Annotated in this window: 16 protein-coding genes; 9 read left to right on the top strand and 7 right to left on the bottom strand. The window is 34.3% G+C overall.

Translation table 11 applies throughout. The features are described from left to right. Positions 1 to 21 precede the first annotated feature (21 nt). Genes OOK90_RS05280 through OOK90_RS05265 form a run of 4 tightly spaced genes read left to right on the top strand, consistent with a single transcriptional unit; the run spans position 22 to position 2,312 of the window. Positions 22 to 660, top strand: coding sequence for an HAD family hydrolase (locus tag OOK90_RS05280; RefSeq protein WP_010081930.1), 639 nt, complete (start codon positions 22 to 24; stop codon positions 658 to 660). Further along, positions 660 to 1,157: an RDD family protein gene (locus OOK90_RS05275; RefSeq protein ID WP_010081931.1), complete on the top strand. Its 498-nt coding sequence runs from the start codon at positions 660 to 662 to the stop codon at positions 1,155 to 1,157. The genes OOK90_RS05280 and OOK90_RS05275 overlap by 1 nt, the downstream gene beginning before the upstream one ends. Positions 1,158 to 1,216: 59 nt before the next feature. Continuing rightward, positions 1,217 to 1,693, top strand: a complete 477-nt coding sequence (gene bfr / locus OOK90_RS05270) for a bacterioferritin (RefSeq protein WP_010081932.1) — start codon at positions 1,217 to 1,219, stop codon at positions 1,691 to 1,693. 1 nt (position 1,694) lies between these two features. Beyond that, complete coding sequence (locus tag OOK90_RS05265; RefSeq protein WP_070357010.1) at positions 1,695 to 2,312, top strand: SURF1 family protein; 618 nt, start codon at positions 1,695 to 1,697, stop codon at positions 2,310 to 2,312. Between the two features lie 30 nt (positions 2,313 to 2,342). Here OOK90_RS05265 and OOK90_RS05260 read toward each other — a convergent pair whose 3' ends face one another. Continuing rightward, on the bottom strand, positions 2,343 to 4,061 hold the full coding sequence (locus OOK90_RS05260; RefSeq protein ID WP_010963130.1) for a monovalent cation:proton antiporter-2 (CPA2) family protein: 1,719 nt from the start codon (positions 4,059 to 4,061) through the stop codon (positions 2,343 to 2,345). A gap of 5 nt (positions 4,062 to 4,066) precedes the next feature. Beyond that, entirely contained in the window at positions 4,067 to 4,639 is a 573-nt protein-coding gene (locus OOK90_RS05255; RefSeq protein WP_010081997.1) for a thioredoxin family protein, read from the bottom strand. Positions 4,640 to 4,747: 108 nt separating this feature from the next. On the opposite strand from OOK90_RS05255, the gene tmk reads away from it, so the two are divergent. After that, entirely contained in the window at positions 4,748 to 5,338 is a 591-nt protein-coding gene (tmk, locus tag OOK90_RS05250; RefSeq protein WP_010081998.1) for a dTMP kinase, read from the top strand. On the opposite strand, the gene OOK90_RS05245 is transcribed toward tmk, so the two are convergent. The 5 genes from OOK90_RS05245 to OOK90_RS05225 all read right to left on the bottom strand — a co-directional run bounded on the left by OOK90_RS05245 (position 5,331) and on the right by OOK90_RS05225 (position 9,967). After that, complete coding sequence (locus OOK90_RS05245) at positions 5,331 to 5,795, bottom strand: hypothetical protein (RefSeq protein WP_264705833.1); 465 nt, start codon at positions 5,793 to 5,795, stop codon at positions 5,331 to 5,333. The genes tmk and OOK90_RS05245 overlap by 8 nt on opposite strands. Further along, positions 5,796 to 5,999 (bottom strand): hypothetical protein, encoded by a 204-nt coding sequence (locus OOK90_RS05240; protein ID WP_264705832.1) that lies wholly within the window; start codon positions 5,997 to 5,999, stop codon positions 5,796 to 5,798. It lies immediately after the preceding gene. 154 nt (positions 6,000 to 6,153) lie between these two features. After that, the gene (gene ftsH, locus OOK90_RS05235; protein WP_264705831.1) at positions 6,154 to 7,995 is read right to left on the bottom strand and encodes an ATP-dependent zinc metalloprotease FtsH; all 1,842 of its coding nucleotides are present in this window, start codon (positions 7,993 to 7,995) and stop codon (positions 6,154 to 6,156) included. 12 nt (positions 7,996 to 8,007) lie between these two features. Then, the gene (tilS, locus tag OOK90_RS05230) at positions 8,008 to 9,303 is read right to left on the bottom strand and encodes a tRNA lysidine(34) synthetase TilS (protein WP_208571594.1); all 1,296 of its coding nucleotides are present in this window, start codon (positions 9,301 to 9,303) and stop codon (positions 8,008 to 8,010) included. A 184-nt stretch (positions 9,304 to 9,487) separates the two neighbouring features. Then, entirely contained in the window at positions 9,488 to 9,967 is a 480-nt protein-coding gene (locus tag OOK90_RS05225) for an OmpA family protein (RefSeq protein WP_264705830.1), read from the bottom strand. Between the two features lie 275 nt (positions 9,968 to 10,242). Between OOK90_RS05225 and OOK90_RS05220 the strand changes: the two genes are divergently transcribed. The 4 genes from OOK90_RS05220 to OOK90_RS05205 all read left to right on the top strand — a co-directional run bounded on the left by OOK90_RS05220 (position 10,243) and on the right by OOK90_RS05205 (position 16,398). After that, positions 10,243 to 11,670, top strand: a complete 1,428-nt coding sequence (locus OOK90_RS05220; protein WP_264705829.1) for a gluzincin family metallopeptidase — start codon at positions 10,243 to 10,245, stop codon at positions 11,668 to 11,670. Between the two features lie 23 nt (positions 11,671 to 11,693). Then, positions 11,694 to 12,770, top strand: coding sequence for a rod shape-determining protein (locus OOK90_RS05215; protein ID WP_209473299.1), 1,077 nt, complete (start codon positions 11,694 to 11,696; stop codon positions 12,768 to 12,770). A gap of 202 nt (positions 12,771 to 12,972) precedes the next feature. Further along, complete coding sequence (gene mnmA / locus OOK90_RS05210; RefSeq protein WP_209473297.1) at positions 12,973 to 14,085, top strand: tRNA 2-thiouridine(34) synthase MnmA; 1,113 nt, start codon at positions 12,973 to 12,975, stop codon at positions 14,083 to 14,085. 1,098 nt (positions 14,086 to 15,183) lie between these two features. Beyond that, positions 15,184 to 16,398, top strand: a complete 1,215-nt coding sequence (locus OOK90_RS05205; RefSeq protein ID WP_264705828.1) for a WD1261 family protein — start codon at positions 15,184 to 15,186, stop codon at positions 16,396 to 16,398. Positions 16,399 to 16,466 lie beyond the last annotated feature (68 nt).

Here is a 16,466-nt window from a genome sequence, read left to right as displayed (position 1 = left end):
AAATGTATAATTATATAAGAGATGAAAGATAGCTCATTAGCAGTAGTATTCGATTGGGATAATACCTTAGTTGACACTCAAGATAATATTTTTAATGCTATTAAGCATACCATAAACTCAATGGGGTATAGTAATAAAGCTGCTGATAGAAATTCCCATGAGTCGAGAAAGAGCTATATGGTCAATTTATTTGGCGATCAGTGGAAAAAAGCGAATCAGATATATCAACAATATTTAGATGATGCACTATTGCAAAACATTGCTTTGAATCAAGGAGTAGAGAAAATGTTGCAGACACTGAAAAGCCACAATATTTATCTAGCAATAGTAAGTAATAAGAAAAATACTAATTTACGTAAAGAAGTTGCCTATTTTAAACTAGATTCCTACTTTGAAAGAGTGGTTGGGTCATGCGATACTGCAGAAGATAAACCATCTGCAACCCCACTGCTATTTGCACTAGAAGAGAGTACGTTGCCTATAAATAGAGAAAATGTGTTTTTCGTTGGTGATAGCATCACAGATGTTCTGTGTGCACAAAATGCCAATTGTTTACCTATTATATACGGTCAATCAATAAGCGGTTATGAAGATTTGTTATGTTTTCAACATTTTGATAAACTTACAGATTTTATAATAAAGTATTTAGAAGATAGGTAATGACCACTGTTACAGAGATTGCCAGTATAATAAGACGCTTTTGCGCATATTTGATAGATAGAGCAATTTTATTAATTCCAAACTTATTAATCAGACTATTGTTAAAGAATTTTCCGTTAATTTCATCTATGTGTATAGATTGCAGTTACTTCACATATTTTATATCTTCAAAAGCCCAAGCAACTCCTGGTCAGCAATTAATGAACATACATACCATAAGCTTGGACGGTTCTAAAATAGATTTGAGTTTAGCATTTGATAGAAGCATTTCTCAGTTTTTTCTTTCTCTATTATATAACATAATAGTTATCCTCATCGAGCTTTTCCAAGAACAGGACGTGTTAATAAACGCTTTCGATATATTAATAGTGCTACTCACTATATTAACGGTGCTGCTCACTCTTTGCTGGTATCTAGTTGCTTGCTTCTCTAAGAAAAAACAGACATACCACGACATGCTATTTAATACGGTTGTTATCAAAGGAAATATTAAATGAGTTGCTATAACTATCGTTATCATATAAATTATGCTGATGAATTGAACTAAGGGAAGATTATGAATGAAGAGATAGTAAAACATTTGAACAAATTATTGACCAATGAGCTAACTTCTGTACGCCAGTATCTTTTGCATTTTGCGATTCTCAAAAACAATGGAATTAATAGATTTGCAGAAAAGGTAAAAAATGAGCTTAACGAAGAACTTGAACATGCAAACAAGTTGGCAGAAAGAATTTTGTTATTCAAAGGAGTTCCAAATTTTCAGGATACAAACGAAATATCAAAGCATGATGGAAAGTTTACAAAAGACACAATACGGAAAATCTTAGAAGCTAATTTGAAATTAGAGGGAAAAGGTATTAAGGATATCAAAGAAACGATTTCTATCGCTGAGAAAGAAAAAGATTTTGTTAGTGTAATGTTATTAGAAGAGATGTTAAAAAATGAAGAAGAGCACTTCCATTGGATTGAAAAACAGATTGACCTTATTGAACTAATGGGTGTTGAAAACTATTTAAGAACACAAATATAGAGTGTTAAAAAAAATAGTATTTATTTTAATTGTACCTTGCTTGCTCCTTTTTTTATTAGGATTATGGCAAGTATTCAGATTGAACTGGAAGAATAATATTATCAAAAATATGAGTCTTCCTGTTGTTCATCTGTTGCCCAATAACGACCTTGAAAAATTTAACTATAGGCATGTCAAGATTGATGGGATTCTAAGTGACATAGAACTATATGTTTTTGCAGGGCAACACGGCTATCACGTGCTGTCTCCTATGTTGCTCACCACTGGACGTTACATGTTGGTGAATAAAGGAATAGTCGGAGAAAAAAAGGAGAAAAAAGTAAAAATTGAAAAAGTAGTTGCAGATGGAATTTTATATTGCGATAGCAATAAAAGTAAAAATTGGTTTATCAAGAACGATACTGCTTCGAATACATGGTTTACCCTGAGTACAGAAGAAATTTCCAATGAGTTAGGTATTAAGCTAGAGAAGTGTGTATTGTGGCCGAACAATTTTGGCAGCAAAGTAGCTATACAGCCAATGAAGCATTTGGAATATGCAATCACTTGGTTTGCACTTTCCTTAATTTGGTTGATTATGTGCGTAATTTACTATAGGCAAAACCTCAATAAAGCTTGAAGCTTTCTGTACATAAAATTAGAGAAGTAGTTATTCATCTTTATCACTACCAAGGTCTTTTAACATACTGTAATTGCCTTTTCTGAATCTACTTTTTAAAGACGTAACTCCACTTTCGCTAATACCACTAAGGCTCAGTGCAGCTCCACCTAGCTGCAATCCTATCTCAGATGTTTCAGGAATAATTTTACTAGCTCCTAGATCTCTATAAACCTCCACATTACTCAGATCTGGTAAGCGTATTACAATATTTACATGCGGAAAATTTGCTGCAACTAAAGAAACAACTTTTTTTATAGTAACTTCATTCTTTATTGAAATAACGAGAGCTTGAGCTCTTTCTATTCCTACCGATTTTAAAATTTCACATCTTGTAACATCTCCAAGATATATAGGAAAACTATCACTTTTTCCTTCTTTGACTATTTTCGATTGAATATCTACAACAACGTAACTTAAATGCTCTGCCGTAAGCATTTTTGTTACCATATATCCCACTCTACCAAATCCAGCAACTATCACATGGTTATAAAGATCTTGTGTATCTGTTTCAACAGCTTCATCATCTAATATTGTTTTCTCAGTGCTAAATGAGTTTGCTATCCAATCTCCAAGCCCCGATAAAAGAGGAGTGAAAGCCATGGTTACTGTAGTTACCATCATAAGTACTTGAGCGATTTCACTTGGTAGCACATTTAGCTCATCTGCTAAGCGAAACAAAATAAACGCAAATTCACCGCCTTGTGAAAGCAGTAACCCAGCTTGTATAGCAGGTGCACTCTTAAACCCAAAAAATCTACACAATATATATATAATAGATGTTTTTAAAACGATAAGGATAATCGATAATAAAGTAATTAGTGGTAACTTATTGAGTAAAAGTTCGGTATTGATGGACATACCAACAGTCATGAAAAATAAGCCAAGAAACAAATCTTTAAATGGCAATACTGCGTGTTCTACTGAGTGTCTATATTCTGTTTCTGCAACTAACAATCCAGCAACAAATGCACCTAATGCTAACGATAAATGGAATTGCTCAGTAATAAATGCTGCTCCTAATACTATTAAAAGCGTTGTTGATATAAAGATCTCATTACTTTCCATTTTAGCAATAACCGAAAATAAAGGTCTAAGCAATAATCTACCAGTTATAAATATCAGCACTAATGCAATAGCTGCTTGCACCAATGAACCTGCCAATGAGCTTATCAGGCTGTGCTCAGAATTGCCAGTAAGTAAAGGTACCAATACTATTAATGGTACCACTGCAAAATCTTGCATTAATAGCACTGCTATCGACAACCTACCAACCTGACTTGCTTGAGAACCTTTTTCTTGCAGAACCTGCAACACTATTGCTGTTGAGGATAGCGCAAGCCCACCACCAATAACTGTTGCTATATTCGTATTCACTCCGAAAGCAAGAGCGATGCACCATATTGCTACCATGGTAACTATAACTTGAAGAGAACCGAACCCAAATACATGAATACGCATAGCGATCAGGCGTTCAAATGTCAATTCAAGGCCTATAATGAATAATAGAAAAACTACACCAAATTCTGCAAGATTATCCATTGCTTCAGCTGAGTGTATCAGATTAAATCCGTGAGAACCAATAACTGCACCTGCAACGAAGTAACCAAGCACTGGACTAATATTCATTTTCCAAAATGCTATGACTATAAACACAGCAGCAGAAAGCAAAATTATAATATCAAACAAATGCTGAGAGCCACTGTGCATGATATTTAACCTGTAGAATTAGACCATTTAATTGAGCAGCCAATACTTGATTTTTGGTCAATTGGAGAATTACCAGTTTCTGCAATAAATTTCATAGCTTGAAATAAGTCACTACTTCCTACTTCATAGCTTTGAACCTTTTCTTTTTTTGTGTCGTTAAAACGTCCACGATAGCAAAGGTTTAAATTGGAATTAAAGCCGAAAAAGTCAGGAGTGCAAACAGCCCCGTATTCTTTAGCTATTTTCTGTGTACTATCAATTAAATATGGAAATATAAACTTATTTTCCTTGGCAAAATTAATCATATTTTCAAAGGAATCTTCTGGATATTCATTTACATCATTTGGCATTATTGCAATGGTGTTTACCTGATAATCTTTTTTCAATTGATCAACATCGCTTACCAGATTGCTAATAATTGACTGAACGTAAGGACAGTGATTGCATATAAACATTATAATAAGACCATTTTTTCCACAACAGTCACTTAATGCATAATATTTATTGTCTACTCCCAAAAGATTAAAATCTTTTGCAGTAAAACTAAAATCGACTTTAGGAGTATTCAGAGCAACCATAGACTATTATTATACCACATGTAATTTACGGTCTTATTATTTAAATGTCAAACGGTTTCTATGTATACTGTTTGCATATTCTTTTTTAGTATTATAATTATAAAACTTATGTTCATAACTTTCGAAGGAATAGACGGCTCTGGTAAAACAACACAATCTAAGCTACTTGCAAATCATTTTAAGCAAATTCGCGGCGAAAATAATGTGGTATTGACTCGAGAACCAGGTGGCACTAACTTTGCAGAGAAGGTAAGAGGAGTATTGTTAACGAATAATATTGATTCTATTTCTGAACTCTTGCTACTTATCTCGATGAGGCGCGAACATATGAAAAAATTAATATTACCAGCTCTTGCAGAAGGAAAAATAGTGATTTGTGATCGGTTTATTGATTCAACTATTGCATATCAAGGATATGGGTTTGGAGTTGACTTAGGGCTAATAAGGGACTTACATAAGCTAGTGGAAATTAAATATCCAGATATTACATTCATTCTAGATATTGATGTTAAAGTTGGGTTAAATAGAGCAAAAGACAAGAATAAATATGAAGAAATGGATGTTAATTTTTACAATAAGGTCAGAAAAGGATTTCAGGAAATAGCCATAAAAGAGCCCGTTAGGTGCAGTGTTATCACTGGAATTGAAACAAAAAATGATAATCACGTACACAATGAAATTATTGATAAAATCACCTAGCTTGTGATAGAAAATTATCAATTTCAGGTAACATTATTTCATATGAATAACTTTTTGTTTGAGTAGCTAAAAAATCCTGTATTTTGTCTGGATCTTCTTCACTTATCATCTTATATGCCCTTGCGAGGTTCATTAATTCACTTCTATTTTTTTTATTGCTTACTTCAGTAATAGTAAAAAATTGATCAAAATGGTCTAAGAGGTCTTTATTTTTTATTGAAGACACAATATCGTCAATTTCTTTCACATATAATGCAAGTTTGTGTGCTTTACTACGATCTTCAAAACAAAGATTAACAAGCACGTTACGAAACCTATCTTTCGTAGTACTTCTCACTTCTGCTAATAAGGACTTAATATTTTCTTGGCAATGCACTCTCTTTACCGATTCAGCCGGTTCAACCATACCAAGAACATTCTTTACCAAAGATTTTTCTTCACAACTAAATATGAACATCTAATAACCCATCGATAAAGTGAAGAGCAAGAACATAGCCGGAAGTAAAAACGGAGCTAATACATTTTGTGACGCAGGGAAAATAAACCAGGTAACAGTTGCTATTGACACAGTTACAAATAATCCTGATAAACATAATTGTGCTTTTCTTCTATAATTCTGATCAATAACTGTACTTACACCAATAGAAGCTATATCAATCATTACTCACACCTCATTAAACATTAATACTAACTGAATGATAGCATTATTGTGATGAAAATGCAATATTATGAATATTTTAATACAATTTATATTGACAGTTACAATTCTGAATGTTTTATTGCAGCGTTAGCTGATTAGCATTTTTAAGATGAGGTCAACTCTCATAGAGAGAGGATTTTTTTACTTTCTCATTCTTCTCATTTTCTTCTCTAACAATTTTTTTTCCGTTTAGTATATCCTTTATTTCATCTCCTGTTAAAGTTTCAAACTCCAGTAGATTTTCAGCAATAAGCTCTAAGCCTTTCTTATGCTTGGTCAAAATGTCTTTTGCTTTTTCATAGCAAGAAGATATGATTTTTTTCACTTCTTCATCTATGAGCTTTAGCGTATCTTCAGATGTCATATGAGGATGTTGTGGATCTTGCTGCTCACGATTGTGATACACTAGCCCTATCTCATCATTCATTCCACATTTTTTTACCATAGCACGTGCTATGTTAGATGCTTGTCGTATATCAGAAGACGCGCCACTTGTAACTTTATCGTAGCCAAAAATTAACTCTTCTGCTGCCCTGCCACCCATGGCAACAGTTATATCTGCTATCAGCTTTTCTCTTGTGTGGGACACTCTATCTGTTTCCGGTAGTCTCATAACTAAACCTAAGGCCATACCTCTTGGAATGATTGTTGCCTTGTGTATAGGATCAGAAGCAGGCATATTAACCGCAATTATCGCATGACCAGCTTCATGGTATGCAGTCAGTCTCTTTTCCTCTTCTGTCATAATTAGGGATCGTCTTTCTACGCCCATCATTACTTTATCACGTGCATATTCAAAATCATCCATGGTAACAATTTTCTTGTTTCTTCTTGCAGCGATAAGTGCAGATTCATTCACCAAATTTGCTAGATCAGCCCCTGAAAAACCTGGTGTTCCTCTTGCAACTGTTTTCACGTTTACATCTGGTGCTATTGATATTTTCTTTATATGAGTATTTAATATCTTTTCACGCCCATTTATATCGGGTAAAGAAATAGTAATCTGTCGGTCAAAACGACCAGGTCTAAGCAGTGCTGGATCTAAGACATCCGGACGGTTAGTCGCAGCAATTATTATTACACCTTCATTAGACTCAAAGCCATCCATCTCAACTAATAACTGATTTAATGTTTGTTCTCTTTCATCATTGCTGCCACCAAGACCAATGCCACGATGTCTACCCACCGCATCTATCTCATCTATAAAAATTATACAAGGAGCATTTTTCTTGCCTTGATCAAACATATCACGAACACGGCTCGCACCAACACCAACAAACATTTCAACAAAATCAGATCCAGAAATGCTAAAGAATGGCACATTAGCTTCTCCTGCAATTGCACGAGCAAGTAAAGTTTTACCAGTTCCAGGAGAGCCAATTAAAAGGCACCCTTTTGGTATTTTTCCACCTAATATTTGAAATTTTTGCCTTTGTTTAAGGAAATCAACGATCTCTACTAGCTCTTCTTTTGCTTCATCAATTCCAGCAACATCATCAAATGTTACTTTTTTTCCACTAGTCATGAGTCTAGCCCTTGACTTGCCAAAGCTTATAGTTCTGTTGCCTCCCGCTTGTGTTTGTTTAAGAAAGAATAGCAAAAAGCCAATAAAGATAAATGTTGGGACCCATGAGATAAGTAATCCACCAATTACGTTCATGGCAGAATCTCCAGTTGAAAAGGAGAATCTCACTTTTCTATCATGTAAATTTTTTATTAGGTCGCTATATATGACACCGCTTGAATTGAAACTTGAACCGTCCCTGAACTTGCCTTCAATGCTCTGGTTTTTTATGACAATATTTTCTACATCATTGTCTTCTAGTCTAGTTAAAAATTCCGAAAAAGGTATAATTGTTTTACTTTTACCTACATTTCCGCTGAATTGAATATAAGCAACTGAAATAAGAACAATAATTACTAACCAGATCAATAAGCCTTCTAAAAATTTTTTCATTTCTATTTCTAACTAAATACTAATCAAGCTTACCAAATTTTGTTTTATCGTGCTATTAATAATGCATTGAACCTTATCGTCATTGGTATTTTTTCCGTTATAATTTACATCAGGATAAGCAAGCACCTTGCTATCTTTTTGTACTGTAGGCAAAGAGTAGAAAACTTCAGGGCAGCAGTTGTAATCCTTCAGAAATTCAGGAACTTTTTGTGTTTTTTTTAATGGAGCGATGATAACTGAACACCCTTGATTTCCGAGTATTGTGCAGCTAAATCTGTTATCCCATTGGGTAGGTTCATTTAAAGGTAGGTTTACGGTAATTTCTTGTATCCTTGACGATTCTCTAATTATTAAGATATTTTCTCCATACTTTCTTATTTTACACCCAGAAAGTGTACAGTTAACATTACTATCCTTTTGCAATATTCTATTAAATATTGCAATGAGGCTGCTGTACCTTGGTTTATAATGTTTACTGGCAATTGCCATTATAGAGTAAAGAAGAAGCCTCAAGGCTATTTCCTCTGGCAATTGATAAAATTCACTTAGTTTAATTTCAATATAACCAAGATCATGCACATTAACGCAGTCATTAAACGCAAGGCGTGTGTAGTGCATCAACGCTTTTGCAGCTCTTTTCATATGAAGGGCTGTGAGGCATATTCGCTCTGTTAAAATCTCTTGATTATCACTTGCTTTAAGTAAGTTACGGTATAAAGTTCGTCTGTATTTTAAGTCATGATTGCTTCTATCTTCGATCCATTTTAACCGATGAAGCTTAGCGTACTTTTCTATTTCACTACGACTAAAATTTAACAATGGCCTAAATATATAAATACCATTTAGGAAAGACTTGTAGTCCATTGATGATAATCCATCTACGCCACTACCTCGCTCTAATCTTAACAAGAACGTTTCTGCTTGATCATCTTTGTGATGAGCAACAAGTAAATATTTAACATTATTATTTTTACACCACTCTGCTAGTAACTTATACCGTGCTTTTCGTGCCTGTAACTGAATATTGCCTTTAATATTTTGCTTCTCCCAATTTAATATGAACGATTCCTTTGCTCCAAGTTCCTTTGCATAACTTACAACAAAATCAGCTTCTTTTTGAGACTCTGGACGTAATCCATGATTTACTGTTAATGCTATAGGAAGTGAAAGCTTGTTTTTTTTTGCCCAGTTAGTCATTAAGTGCAGTAAGACTATACTATCTACACCACCTGATACTGCAACTGCAACTTGATTGTTATAGAAAGCAAAACTATTAACCACATTTTGAAATAATAACTCTAATTCCATTATGTCTCTTGATGGCCAGACAGGTCAGATCTCTTACGTCATAACGCGACTTATTTGTGGTATATATAGATCCCGCTAACAAGCAACGAAATATGACAAGTTTGTCCTTTTTTGTCTACCCCAGTGCCCTTTCTTTATGTCATCCCAGTGTTTGACACTGGGATCCAGGTTTTAATGCAAGAAACTATTTCTTTATTCCAGAAAATGAAAATTCCACTCTACGATTTTTAGCATGCTCTTTTTCATATTTAGAATTTCTAGAATTATCTTTTACATTAACCAAAGGCTCAGTTTCACCTTTAGAAGCAGTTTTTATTCTGTTTTCTATGTAGGGTGTACAACTAACCATAAATTTTTTAGCTGCATCAGCCCTTCTAGCGCCTAGTGCAAGATTATATTCATGAGAACCACGGTTGTCAGTGTGACCAGTTAAAGTAACCTTCGCGTCAGGGTTATCTTGTAACACCTCCATTACGTCAAGTAATGCATCTGCACTTACTTCAGCAATACTAGATTCATCATAACCAAAGAAAACTCTTTTATCACCTATCTGCTTAACAACAGAATTTATTTTATTTGTTGTATTTGCTCCTTTTTTTGGGCAAGAACTTACACCAGTAAGTAATAAACAAAAACAGCACATTATAACCAGTCTACTCCACATTACTAAACCTCCATAAATTTTAAATAGTGCGTAACTTTAATTTCAGTAGCTAATATCTCTCCATATTGTAATATAGTCAAGAGAAATAAAATACTAAATACTTTTTCTACAACCTTACAATTAATTTTCCTATAATATGCTGGACTCTGAATAGAAAAATCCAATAAAAGAATAAAAAGTACAATTTTTTATTGTACTTTAAGCAAATATACTTTTAACTTTATTATTAATCTATTACGGTATTAAACAGATGTTTTCTAAAATAATGAACAAATATGCAATCTTATAAGTTTTTAGAGGAAGTATTATATAGGGTAAAGAATATCGAAAATACGCTAAAAGTACTAAACCAAAGCCAATTGAATATAGAGGACAAAGTTGAACAAATGAGTCTTCTAGAAGAAATCAGACATGAAATTATCTCTCATGACGCAATAAAGGAATCATTAGCAGATGCTCTTGGTAACAAAAAAAGTGCAAATACTCAGCAGCTAAAGTTAATAGAGAGAATACATAAAAGCAACAGTGCTGTTCCTATTGATTTAGTAAAGTCTTTATCCAAAGCTAAGGTTGAATGCCAAAATTTATGGAAGCTATCTCATTCTGAAACCAGTAACTTAGAAAAACTAAAAGAACGTTTTACTGATTTAATCACACTCATTCGCGAAGTAGCTTCTATAAAATCGCAGCAATTAAAATGCTCAAAATACGACTCACTGCTTGCTGACTATGACTCTGATATCACAGAAAAGAATATAAGGGAAGTATTCCCCAAGGTAGGCAAATTTTTTAGCGAAAATGTAGATAAAATAATTGAAAAGCAGAAAAAGGATAAGGATAAGGTTACTAATATACAAAAAGTTGCTACTCAGAAACAGATTGAACTTGGCTCATTATGTTTACAGCAAATGGGTATTGCACTAAATGAGATTCGTACTTCTTATTACTACCCTATAGATTATGATGAATCTGATTTTTGTTATGGTTTATTTTCACTTTTACGGCATAGTGGTTATGCAATTTATCAAAAATGTTTAGCGCAAAATTCTATAAGTAGTCCAATTACGAGACATGTTATGTATGAAACTCAAGGGTTATTCATGGAAAGGATGATTGGAACATCCAGAGAATTTATTGAGTTTATTCAACCACACATAAAAGAGAAATTTGCTATAAAAGGCAAAACTAACGAGAAAGTTAGCAGTGTTGAAAATTTGTACTTGATTTTCAATGAAATAAACCTTTCTTCTTTTTTAAAAAATGCAGATGAATTTAGTCTGTTAGCTCATATTATGTTGAGAACTAGGTTAGAACAAGATATAATAAATGGTACATTGGAAGTCAAAGACCTGCATGATGCGTGGCTGGAAGGTATGAAGCACTATAAAATTCCACTAAAAGCTGAAAATGAGCTAAACACTTATTTTCAAGATGAATATTGGGCAAGCGGTGTTATGGGCTACTTTCCTATAAAAATTATTGCTTTAATTGCTGCTGTGCAGATTTTCTCTTGCGTTAAAAAGAATCATTACGAATCATTAAGTGCTATAATAAAAGGAGATTTTAGTTTACTTATCAGTTGGTTATCTCAAAATATATACAGTGCAAAGTGTGGCCTGGAACTGCTAAAAAAAGTAACAGGTAAGGGTTTAGACGTTGAGTGTGTTACTTACTACTTATCTGAAAAGTATAATTTGTCTTAATAAATGGTTTTCTTGAGTTATGTATGAATTTTGTTCGAAAATTAACCGGAAAGTTTTATAGCCTTTTTACTTTCAAAGGTTTGTTTGCTAGCGATATTGCTATAGACCTTGGTACTGCAAACACTTTAGTTTATCAGAAAAATCAGGGAATAGTGCTTGATGAGCCTTCAGTTGTAGCAAGAATAAAAGAAAAAGGAAGTTACGTTCCTTATGCTTTTGGTAAAAAAGCTAAAATGATGCTTGGGAAAACGCCTGGAGAAATAGAGGCGATAAGGCCCTTAAAGGATGGAGTTATTGCTGATTTTAAAAGTGCGGAAGAAATGCTAAAATATTTCATACGCAGTGCAAACACAAAATTCACTGTTAATAAACCTAATATTATCATATGCGTTCCATCTGGATCCACGCCAGTTGAAAGGCGTGCTATACAAGATGCAGCAGAAAGTGCTGGTGCAAATGAAGTATTTTTAATTGAAGAACCAATGGCTGCAGCAATCGGAGCTGGGCTCCCGGTTACTGAACCTGAGGGTTCTATGATTGTTGATATAGGAGGCGGTACAACTGAAGTTGCAATTATTTCTTTAGGCGGAATTGTTTATTCACGTTCTGCTAGAGTAGGTGGCGATATTATGGATGAAGCAATAAAATCATATATTCGTGAAAATCATAAGTTATTAATCGGTGAAACAACCGCTGAGAAAATTAAGAAAAGCATAGGTTCAGCCAGTCTGCCAGGTGAAAATAACAAAGAGGGAATGATAATTAAAGGCAGGGATTTAGTGAGTGGCATGCCAAAAGAAATGCTTTTATCAGAATACCAAGTTGCAGAGAGTTTAATAGAGCCTGTACATCAGATAATTTCTGCTATTAGGACTGCACTGGAGAGCACTCCACCTGAACTTTCTTCTGATATAGTCGATAAAGGAATAATTTTATCCGGTGGCGGCGGATTATTGCGTAACTTGGGCAAAGTTATCAGTGAAACAACAAAACTACCAGTTCGTGTTGCAGATGACCCACTTTGTTGTGTTGCTCTGGGTAGCGGAAAAGTGCTTGAAAACATGGATTATTTTGGCCATGTTTTATTTAAGCAGGATTAAATTATTTTTAAAGGTAGTTCATCGAATTTTATAGCAAATTTTACCTCAAGCATAAAGATGTCATCCAAGTAGCCAACACTGGGATCCAGAAAAATTGACTATAAACAAGTATGCTGTTTCGATGAAATTGTGTAATAGAAACTAGATTCCAGTGTCAGCTACTTGCATGACACCAAGTTTGTGTTTATAAATTAAGGCGATTATGCTAAAAGAATTTGAAATAGAACCTCTGCTAAAAGATAAAGCTCCGCACCAGACCAAGGCTGTTGTTGCAATGTCCGGGGGAGTTGATAGCTCCGTTGCTGCAGCACTGCTACATAACCTTGGGTACAAAGTGGTAGGTGTGACTCTTCAACTCTATGGCACCGACGGTAATGCTAACGCAAGAAAGGGCGCATGCTGCGCTGGACAGGATATTTATGACGCTAAGCGTGTAGCTGAAAGTGTTGGCTTTCCTCACTATATTTTAAACTATGAGGAAATATTCAAAAAGGAAGTAATAGAGGATTTTGCGAGTACCTATATGCGTGGGGAAACTCCCATACCATGCGTGAGATGTAACCAAACGGTAAAATTTCGTGATCTATTGCAAGTTACAAAAAATCTTGGTGCGGATGTGCTCGTAACAGGACATTACGTGAGAAGGTTAGAAAAAAATGGTGAGGTAAAGTTGTGCAGAAGCATTGATAAAAGTAAAGATCAAAGTTATTTTTTGTTTGCTACAACTCAAGAGCAATTGAAGCTTTTGCGATTTCCACTAGGTGGGTTCTATAAAAGTGATATAAGAAAATTAGCAAAGTATTTCAGCTTACAAATTTCTGAAAAGCCGGACAGTCAAGATATATGCTTTGTTTCCGAAAGCTATAGTAAAACAATAGCTAAATTAGCTCCACAATCTGTACAGAAAGGTAAAATTGTGGATGTAAATGGAAAAGTGCTAGGCGAGCACAGTGGCATAGTAAATTTTACAGTGGGGCAAAGAAAGGGCTTGGGTATCGCACACAATGAACCTCTTTATGTGATAAAAATTAATACAGAAAATAATGAGGTTATAGTAGGTCCGATCAACGTATTAATGCAAAAAAAAATATTGATCAAGGAGTTAAATTGGTTAGAACAACCAAAGGAAGGTATGGAAGTAACTGTGAAGCTGAGATCATCACATGCGGGAAGTTTAGCAACAATACATTCAACTGACGAAAAAAATAAAGCCTGTGTCATTTTAAACGACGATTACTTTGGCATCAGTCCAGGTCAAGCCTGTGTAGCGTATAAAGATGAGCAAGTTATCGGCGGTGGATGGATATGCTCTTAACTAAAAGCTTTAATGCAGAGTGTAAACATACAATAGACTTCTTGCATAACCATATAACAGAAACGAAAAAACTTCCTTGACAAACCTCGCCAGCCCCCTTATCATGAAACTGAAGCTATTTATTTATCTTCTCTGTACAGATTAAATGACAAAAAAACTCACGTATCTGGCGTCTCATGTTTAATTTTTTGCACTATGTGCACTCTATGTCTTTATCAAATTTCTGGGTTTTTACCTACACAAGCTGAAATACGCTTATAAAGCATTTAAAACATTAAAAAACGCCAACTTAAAAAATGGATAGTGAATAACTAGCTACCCTAGGGTTTCTTTTGCCTTTTTTTCTGTTTAGTAAATTTCTTAACGTTTATAATTTAGATTAGTTGCGGCTTAAAAGCAGCTAAATCGCGGTTATTAAGTGTTTAGAATAAAAAAACGCCATACTTGAAAGTATAATGTAAGTAATTAGCCAACCACGGGGCTTCTTTTGCCTTTTTTTTCGTTTGGTAAATTTCTTAAATATTTATGGCTAAACGACAACCGTCATCCCGCTAGCGGGATCTCTTGTTAGTGGCTGAGAGATACCGCGAATGAATCGCGGTATGACGGTTCGCGGCAGCATAAAGATAAGTCTCGTCATCCCACTGCTTGTTAGCGGGATCTGGAGATACCGCGGCGGTATGACAGTTCGTGGCAGCATGAAGATAAGCTCGTCATCCCGCTAGCGGGATCTCTTGTTAGCGCCGCGGCGGTATGACGTAGGATTGTTGTCATTTCGCTACTTGTTAGCGGCTAAGAGATACCGCGGCGGTATGACGGTTCGTGGCAGCATAAAGATAAGTCTCGTCATCCCGCTACGTGTTAGCGGGATCTATGTTGAGAGATACCGCGAATGAATCGCGGTATGACGGTTCGCGGCGGCATAAAGATAAGTCTCGTCATCCCGCTGCGTGTTAGCGGGATCTCTTGTTAGTGCCGCGGCGGTATAGCTATACCTTTTTCTACTTAGTTTGGGTTATGCAAGAAGTCTAATAACATTTATTGCTATTTTGCCATGTATCCCTTATACTATAAAGTAGAACATTATAGGTTTCAGCAATGATAAAAGAAATTGAAGAACTAATAAAAATTGTTGGTAAGGGTAATTTATTAGAGACGTTATTTATTTTTTTAGGTAGCTTTCAACATGCTGACTTAGGTCGTTTTATGGATCACAGAAATCATTTTGGTTTGTCTGAATTCATTAGAAAAAAAGAGGAACCATTAGATAAATATTTTAACTTAAAATTTAGTCTACAAGGGCTGTTTTTAATTTATGCTCAAGCTTATCAAATTCTAAGTGAAAACAATAACCTGAATACTAAAGATGTCATAGATAAAATATATGAAGTTATTAAAGGATCTGAGTTAAATGAATATATAAATGAAGTAGTAGATGGAAGAAAATTAGATTTACTTAACATCTTAGCAAATCCAAAGAGAGAACCAATATTTAAAACAGAAGAAGATTTTGAAAATAAAGTACTCATTGGTCTTAGAAAGTTACTAAGTGAAGGAAATACATTAAACAAATATGACAGAGAATTTGCATTAAATAAGTGCGTTATCAGCAGCTATTATTCCATTCATGACATAAAAGCAGATAAAGATATAGCATTGTTCTTTTCTTTGGGTGGTCACTATAAAGAACTTTCGTCATCTAACAAAACAGTAAAAAGAGAAGTATTAGAGATATGTGAGAATCAGTTAATAGAGAGCTATATAATGTTCTTAGCTGGCAAATTATACATGATCGGATTATCAAGTAGAGATAAATATACAATCGACCATGAGAATGTGGATCGGCAAGAGAAAGCATTGAAAATGGATGGATTAATATATCCTATAAATACAAAAAACACCCTAGAGCAACTGTTAAAAAACCAAAATAGTGATGAATTTGAACAATTAATAACGAGCCCTGATAATATATACTACTCAGTGCTGCAAGAAGAAAATGAATGTAGGCCAAATCCTATCACCAGCAAGAAAAAAGAAAAAGACCATAAAAACACAGTCTGTAAACTTATTTTAGGTATGTTTGTATTATCTGTTGGGTTATATGTTGCTGATTATTTCTTTATGGAGCAAAAATTATTTAATCCAATAAAAGGTGTCCTACCACAGGATAATTTTGCTAATCTAGTAATTGCTGCAGTGCTTACTATCGTAATAGTATATGCTTTATTTCAATTATCACAGGAATCACCACTTTCAACAGTCAATAAGATGACGAATGAAAATTTAGGACCGCTCCATGCAAAACAAGCTTAGAACTACATAAATGTGGCAACTTAAAAGCACATATTGTATAATGCTTATTCTTAAGTTAAGAGGTGATT

Origin of the sequence: Wolbachia endosymbiont (group A) of Ancistrocerus nigricornis (assembly GCF_947250785.1) — a bacterium.
Classification (GTDB): Bacteria; Pseudomonadota; Alphaproteobacteria; order Rickettsiales; family Anaplasmataceae; genus Wolbachia; species Wolbachia pipientis.
This window is presented reverse-complemented; position numbering and strand designations above follow the sequence as displayed.